This is a genomic window from Schlesneria sp. (assembly GCF_036405755.1).
Classification (GTDB): Bacteria; Planctomycetota; Planctomycetia; order Planctomycetales; family Planctomycetaceae; genus Schlesneria; species Schlesneria sphaerica.
Window position 1 is genome coordinate 1 of sequence record NZ_DASWWZ010000357.1, and the last position, 7,194, is coordinate 7,194.

General features: G+C 56.4%; 6 protein-coding genes. 1 reads left to right on the forward strand and 5 read right to left on the reverse strand.

All coding sequences use genetic code 11. The features are described 5' to 3' along the window. A partial coding sequence (locus tag VGE80_RS12260; RefSeq protein WP_440592869.1) for a redoxin domain-containing protein occupies nt 1-1,492 on the forward strand: 1,492 nt, incomplete at its 5' end. Between the two features lie 259 nt (nt 1,493-1,751). Here VGE80_RS12260 and VGE80_RS12265 read toward each other — a convergent pair. The 5 genes from VGE80_RS12265 to VGE80_RS12285 all read right to left on the reverse strand — a co-directional run. Then, nucleotides 1,752-2,654 (reverse strand): WD40 repeat domain-containing protein, encoded by a 903-nt coding sequence (locus tag VGE80_RS12265; RefSeq protein WP_440592870.1) that lies wholly within the window; start codon nt 2,652-2,654, stop codon nt 1,752-1,754. 203 nt (nt 2,655-2,857) lie between these two features. Next, entirely contained in the window at nt 2,858-3,910 is a 1,053-nt protein-coding gene (locus VGE80_RS12270; RefSeq protein ID WP_440592871.1) for a hypothetical protein, read from the reverse strand. Nucleotides 3,911-4,063: 153 nt separating this feature from the next. Next, the gene (locus VGE80_RS12275) at nt 4,064-5,053 is read right to left on the reverse strand and encodes a DUF1559 family PulG-like putative transporter (protein ID WP_440592872.1); all 990 of its coding nucleotides are present in this window, start codon (nt 5,051-5,053) and stop codon (nt 4,064-4,066) included. Between the two features lie 62 nt (nt 5,054-5,115). Then, nucleotides 5,116-6,171: a hypothetical protein gene (locus tag VGE80_RS12280; protein WP_440592873.1), complete on the reverse strand. Its 1,056-nt coding sequence runs from the start codon at nt 6,169-6,171 to the stop codon at nt 5,116-5,118. A gap of 232 nt (nt 6,172-6,403) precedes the next feature. Next, on the reverse strand, nt 6,404-7,194 hold a 791-nt coding region (locus VGE80_RS12285; protein WP_440592874.1), incomplete at its 5' end, for a hypothetical protein.

Here is a 7,194-nt window from a genome sequence, read left to right on the forward strand (position 1 = left end):
GGACTCGCTGACGGAAATCGCCGCGTTCGCTCGCACGAACGGCCTGACGTATCCCATTCTCAAAGACCTGAACCAGGAAGTCGTGGACGATCTGGGGGCGACGCGCACGCCGGAAGTCTTTGTGCTCGATGCGAAGCGGATCGTCCGATACCGGGGCCGAGTCGACGATCAGTATTCCGTCGGGGGGAAGTCCCGGCCGGCTCCGACGCGCGAGGATCTGAAACTGGCGATCGACGAAGTTCTCGCCGGAACGCCGGTCAGCGTAACCGAAACCGCTGCGGTAGGCTGCCTGATCGGGCGGTCACGACCGGTTAAAACCGGTACTTCGAATAGTACCGTGACCTATTCCAATCAGATCTCGCGCCTCTTGCAGAAACACTGCGTCGATTGTCATCGGCCGGGCGAGATCGCTCCCTTCAGTCTGACGGACTACCACGAAGTCGCCGGGTGGGCCGATATGATTGTGGAGGTCACTCAGACCGGTCAGATGCCCCCCTGGCACGCTTCGCCAGAACATGGTCATTTCGCCAACGAGCGGCGACTGACTCAGGAAGAACTCTCGCTCCTGCAGCATTGGGTCGCCGCCGGGACCCCTGAAGGTGATCCAGCGGAACTTCCTCCTCCACCAACCTACACAGAAGGCTGGCAGCTTCCACGAAAGCCTGACCACGTTGTCTGGATGTCCGAGACTCCCTTCACGGTTCCTGCCGAAGGGACGGTTGACTACCAGTATTTTTCGGTCGATCCCGGACTGACGGAAGACAAGTGGGTTACGGGGGCGGAAATCATTCCGGGAAGCCGCGCGGTTGTGCATCATGTGATTGTCTTCATTTCCACCGATGGAGAAGTTCGTGACGGAGACCGGCAGATGCTGACCGCCTTCGTTCCAGGCCTGCGCGTGGGTGAATACCCTCAGGGGATGGCGAAACGGATCCCGGCTGGTGCGAAGTTCATCTTCCAGATGCACTACACGCCCAACGGAGTTGCCCAGGAAGATCGGACGCAGATCGGATTGCTGTTCGCCGATCCTGCCGAAGTGACGCACGAAATCCGGACGGTTTCGACCGTGAATACAAAGTTCAAGATCCAGCCGGAACTGGACAATCAGGCGTTCTCGTCCAGTGTCGTCACCGCCCCCCAGGATTTGCAGCTTTTGTCCCTTTCCCCGCACATGCATCTGCGAGGGAAGTCATTTCGTTACGAACTCACGCACAATGATGGAACGAAGGAAGTGCTGCTGGATGTGCCCCATTACGACTTCAACTGGCAGACAGCTTACAAGCTGATTGAACCCCGTTTGATCCCTCGCGGTTCCAAGATTCAGTCCTTCGCCGCGTTTGACAATTCGGCTCGAAACCTGGCGAACCCCGACCCGTCCAAGACCGTGAAGTGGGGGGAGCAGTCCTGGGATGAGATGTTGCTCGGCTACTTCGACGTCGCCGTCCCGCGAGAATCCGAGTTGTTAAAAGAATCTTCGTCAGAAAAGAATTAGTCAGAGAAAGCAGATCTCGGTGGATCTAGACTGAATTCCTCACGGGTAGCCCCGGTTGTCGCGTCATCGCGGCTACCGGGGCGGCGTCAGCCGCAAGAGGTTTGTTCGGTAAAGACGCCGTCCATCTCCTATCGGCCGTCATGACGAATGCGCGGTGGCAGAGACCTCTTGTGCTGCGCACACCGGTAGCCCGGCAGACCGGTCAACCGGTGCTATGCGGAGGGGATGGATGAGAATGATGGATGAGAATACGGTGTCGTCAGTCCTGTTTCTCGACGACGTTCCAGACATGAATCGTCCGGTCGAATCCGGCTGAGGCGAAGTGCGTCCCATCGCGGCTGAATGTCAGATCGTGGATCGAGTTTTTGTGAGCCGGCGTCGTCAACACGAGTTGCAGGTTGGCCGTGTCCCAGACTCGCAATGTTCCGACTCCGTCACCCGAAACCAGCCAGCGCCCGTCCGGTGAGAAGACCACGGATTTCACGAGGACCGGGATCTGCTCAAGTGTGGCGACCAGTTCGCCGGTCCGGGACCAGAGCCGGACGCTACCGTCGACGCTGGCAGAGGCGAGCAGGGTTCCATCGGGGGAAAAGGCGAGTCCTTCAACTCCCTTCGAATGTCCCATGACCACCTTGCTGAGTGACTGCGATTCGACATTCCACAATCGGATCGTCTGGTCGTCTCCTCCCGAAGCGACCGTCTTTCCGTCGCCGCTGATTGCGACACACTGCACGTTCTCGGTATGGCCGGTCCAGACGACGACATTCAGTTCCGTTTGGCTGTCCCAGACACGGACCGTCTTGTCGAATCCGCCCGACACCAGCAGTGTCCCATTGCGCGCGATCGCAGCACAGGTGAGGTAATCCTGGTGCCCGATGAAGGTCGTCAGGACCTGACTTCCGTCAGCCGACCAGATGCGCAAGGTTCGGTCGAGACTGGCAGTCACGATGCGGCCGTCGGAATGGAAATCGACGAAACAGACCCCGTCACCGTGCCCCTTCAGAGTGGTGAGCACTTCGCCATCGGAGAGGTTCCAGAGGCGGACGGTATTGTCGAGACTCGCCGTTGCGATCTGCTTCCCGTTGGGAGAGAACGCGGCAGAAAATACGGCGTTGCCATGCGTCAATGTCCGCACCGGCTCGAGTCTCAACGTCTGTGTCATCTCATGATCCGCGTTACAAAGAAGATTTCTGTTCCGGCGATCTTCCCACCTTGGGTCTGATTTCTGATCCTCTCAAGAGAAGAACAAAATCAGGGGCAGGAGACAACGGAGTGGAGATGGTCTGTGGGCGGGCCGGCCAAAGGCGAGCCGCATCTTACACAGTCCGTGAGCTTCGAGATCGCCCGACAAGCAGGTTGCGGACGTTAGAAAAGCTCACGCGCGCGGCTGACGAGGGTGCCCACGAACAGGCTCACGGACCCCAGAACGACCAGCCAAACTGGTAGCGGTTTTCCGACTCCGTTCACTAATGACCCCGGTCCGCCGCACCTGCCGTCGCCCTGTCGGTGGTCATTTTCATCCTCCTCTTTTGGCTCAAGAACAATGGGAGGTGTTCCATGGATCCAGACACTCCCCTGGACCCGATCGATCATGAGCGTACCTTCCCCCGGTTCCGCGATCGAAACTTTCTCGTCCTCGATGTCCTGGTTGAAAACGACGCTGGTGAGTTTCCAGGATTTCTTTTGTTCGATGATGTCGAATACGCCCGCTGTCGGCATCCAGATACCTGGGGGAAACTGCTGGAATTCACTGATCTGAGTCTCCCAACCGCCCGTGACGCTTCTCGGGAGGTACCCATAGCGCGGATCCAGCACGAGTGTTGTCGGGTCTGTGTCCATCTGATTCTGGTACGTCACTTCCAGGCATGGGGCGCCCTCTGCGGTAATCACACGACTGCTTAGCTGCTGCTTTTTGAGAAGTTCCGGTAACCAGCAACAGGTCTGTGGTTGCCAAAGCCCGTGAAGAGTCGTGACGATGAGCCCCTGAATGCCATTGAAACCACCGTTGATAGTTCGGCCGAATTCGATGGAGGTAGGTGGGACTTTTTCCTGGTCCTCCCCAGAAGGAAACCTCGCCCATCCGCTGATAAAACTGTCTCTCCAGATGAGATTCTGACCGAGCATCTTTCGATCCCGGAACTGTTGGTCGTGCCAGTAAAACCGCCTTGCGTCTGACCAGTAGTATTCGCCGACAGTCAACAGCGGGCCCCGTGGTGGTTCCTCGATGACCCCTTCGTCGATTTCATAATTGATATGAATGCTGTTGAACGCCGCACGCCAGTTGTCCAGTGCTGTGATCGCTTCAGCAAGTGCAGGTGGTTCTGCCTGACAGACGGAACGGGGAAGCAACAGAAGGCCGATATAAAGAAGACTTCCCGGTCCCCGCAGACAGACATGTTGGACCTTCGAACGAGCCATCGCTTATGCCTCTTGTAATGTGACGAGGGGCAGGCATGTTCTGTTGGAAACAATCAATCAGGCAGTATTCGCGAACGTGACGAAATGGAATTCACCAAAGTGCAGGTTTGAGCCCATCGTGTCAATCAGATTCCGGGAACGGCAATTATCCGATCAGAAATCGGAAACGTTTTCGCCACCGCTCCGGGTGGCGAGTGCACGCCACAGCGGGACGGCAATGTTTTGCGAGATGGCCCGTACTGCCCCGTCGCCAAATACCACATTCACCGTCTGCGAATGATAACTGCGCGCCGAGTACTGGCCGGAACCTCCTCCGGAGTTGGGGCCGGCGAAAGCGCAATCGGGGACGGAATGGTTCGGCGGAAATCCGTGGTGGTACCATGTGTTGCGCCACCCTCCGCGAAGCCACGTTCCCCCTGAATAGTTGTCACTGCCAACATAGCTGGCGGTGAGTGCTGCATCGGTGCAGCCTTCTGTCCAGCCGTCAGCATCGTTCGACGGGATTCCGCCTCGCACAAGGAGAATGTCTCGCCAGTAATCGACGGTTGGTGAAAAGCTTCCCAGGACCCGCTCCCCCATCATGACCGTGTTGGAAAGACCGTCGGTGATATCGGCTGGCCGCGTGACGACGTTGTTCACAAAGAAGCCGTCAGCGATCTCAATGGACTCTGCAGTTCCCATCGAACATCGATAATTACAGCCCCCCACCCGCTGTCGGTCTGATGGACAGAGAAAAACCGGCACCGTCACGCTAAGCAATTCCTGGTTGGAGGCGACAAACGCAGTCGGTGCACTTTCATAATCAGAATAGATTTCATCAAAATCGACCTTGTGATAGGCCGTGGCGAAATCCAGGTAAGGAAGCAGTTCGACATGCAGCGACCGCCCTGGGGTGATCGGATCCGTCGCCCAATGGGTCCGCGTCAGCGGATAGGCCTGTTTCGCGCTTTCATGTTCGTGGATCGCAATCCCTAGTTGCCGCAAATGATTTCTGCAGACCGTCGCACGCGCAGCCTCGCGCGAGTGTTGAACAGCCGGCATGGCGATCGCCAATACCAGGCTGATCACCCCAATGGAAACGAGCAGTTCCACCAGAGAGAAACCCTGCCGCCCGGCATCAGCGCTCTTTTCCCGCTTTTTCATGGTGCAAACCGGATTTCCGTTTCCGTGATCGAGAAAACTCAGATGGGGAATGACAGGAACCTCTAAGACGAGTTCCCACGCCGGAGGCCGAGGAAGGCGGAAATTCCAAGTGCCAGACCCCCAATCAGGGTCAACCACGCAGGTAATAAATTCTCGGTCGACCGATGTGGCTGGGCGACAATTGGGTTCCCTGTGCGGGGAATGGCGGACGGTTCGGTCTCTTCGCTTTGACCTTGGCGCGGCGGAGGAGTTCCATGATACCAGATTTTGCCCTGAATCATGTCTGTGATCCGTGCTCCATCGCCGGGAAGCGGGGTCCGAACCTTTTCATCGGCAATATCCTGGTTGAAAACAACACTGGTGATTTCCCAGGCTTGTTTCCTCTCTCTCAAGTCGAGAACGCCGGCGACAGGCATCCAGATTCCCGGTGCAAAACGCTTAAATTGACTCACCTCATAGTGCCAACTCGTGAGCATGCTTCTCGGCAAATAGCTATAACGGGGGTCCAGGACCAGAGTGATGTGCGGTTTGTCGTGATCGTCCTGGTAGGCAATTTCCAAGCACTGAATACCGTCTAAAGAGACCACGTGAGATGTCACGTGCTTCTCGCGAAGAATCTCCGGTAACCAGCGACAAGTGGGGGCCTGCCAGAGCCCATAGAGTGCAGTCACTGCTCGTCCAACGGCTCCGTTAGGTGATTGCGGATCAATTCGTCCGTAGACTAACGTAGATGGTCGCTCCTTTTCCAGTCCTGCCCCTCGGGGATAAAACGCCCGGCCGCTGATTCGGCCATCCCCCCAGTCGAGATATTGACTCAGTTGCTTTCCGTCTTCGGCAAATCGCTCGTACCAATAGAATCGCTTCGCTTCCGACCAGTAGTATTCGCCGGTTGTCATGGCGGATTCAGCCGAGGAATTTTCGAGGATCCCTTCATCAATCTCATAGGTGATATGAATGCTGGTAAACGAAGCTCGCCAGCTCTCCAGTGCACTCATCGCTTCATCAAGAGTTGGTTCTTCCGCGATGGCGGCAACGGGCAGAAGTAAGGTCAGGCAGATGTATGCAAGGCCACGCCGAAGCGAATGCTCTTGAATGCAGAGAACTTTCGGGCGAGCCATGATTTGTCCCCCAGAAGACAATGCTGGAATGGAAGGTTACTGTAATCTGGCCAAGGAGATCTTTTGTAAGAAAGCCCGTCTGATGATGTGCCAAGCAATAGCTGTCACAAGTATGCTTGACGAAATCATCTGCGATGGCCCTCAGCCTGTATCCAATAATCAAGTTCTGCTGCATCAACTGATGAGAATGGGTGATCGTCTGATTGTGTAAAATAGGGTTCTGAAACCACGTTTAAGTCCGGTCTGGCTTTCTGGCAAAAAGCGAAATTGCTAATGCTGAGATTCCCAAAAGAGTGAACCACAACGGTAACCAGCTCCAAGTTCCAGTGAGTGGCCTGGCGACGATGGGGGACCCATCTCCTTGCACGGGTGAAGTCTCGTTCTCCTGAATCGGGTCTGGGATCGGAGGTGGCGATCCATGAAACCAGGTTTTCCGCTGCGTCATATCCGTGATTCGGGTTCCATCGCCCGGCTTCGGGGGACGCACTTTTTCGTCCGCGATATCCTCGTTGAAGACGACACTGGTCATTTTCCAGGATTGTTTTCTCTCTTGCATGTCGAACACGCCCATCGTGGCTATCCAGATCCCCGGGGGAAACTGTTTGTATTCACTCACATGACCCTCCCATCCCCAAAGTGTGCTTCTCGGCAGATAGCTGTGGCGCGGGTCCAGCAGCATTGTTATCGGGGCATTGTCCATCGGCTTGTGGTAAGTGATTTCGAGAAGTTCCACTCCGTCCTTCGATACAGCGCGAGATGTGATTTGCTGCTCCCTGAGGACTTCCGGCAACCAGCGACAGCTTTGTGGTTGCCAGATCCCGTCAAGCGGAGTCACGATTCTTCCCTGCACCCCGTTATAGCCTCCCGCTACGGTCCGGCCATAATCGATCATCGTCGGGGGGACGTCGGCCTGATCTTCGCCCAACGGATAGATTGCCCGGCCACCTGTAGTACCGTCCCCCCAGTCAAGTCGTTGATGGAGTAGCTTTCCGTTCTCGAGCACTCGTTCGTGCCAGTAGAATC

Coding starts and splice junctions, on each gene's coding strand:
- VGE80_RS12275 (WP_440592872.1), bottom strand. CDS start 5,053: ATGAAAAAGCGGGAAAAGAGCGCTGATGCCGGGCGGCAGGGTTTCTCT.
- VGE80_RS12265 (WP_440592870.1), bottom strand. CDS start 2,654: ATGACACAGACGTTGAGACTCGAGCCGGTGCGGACATTGACGCATGGC.
- VGE80_RS12280 (WP_440592873.1), bottom strand. CDS start 6,171: ATGGCTCGCCCGAAAGTTCTCTGCATTCAAGAGCATTCGCTTCGGCGT.
- VGE80_RS12270 (WP_440592871.1), bottom strand. CDS start 3,910: ATGGCTCGTTCGAAGGTCCAACATGTCTGTCTGCGGGGACCGGGAAGT.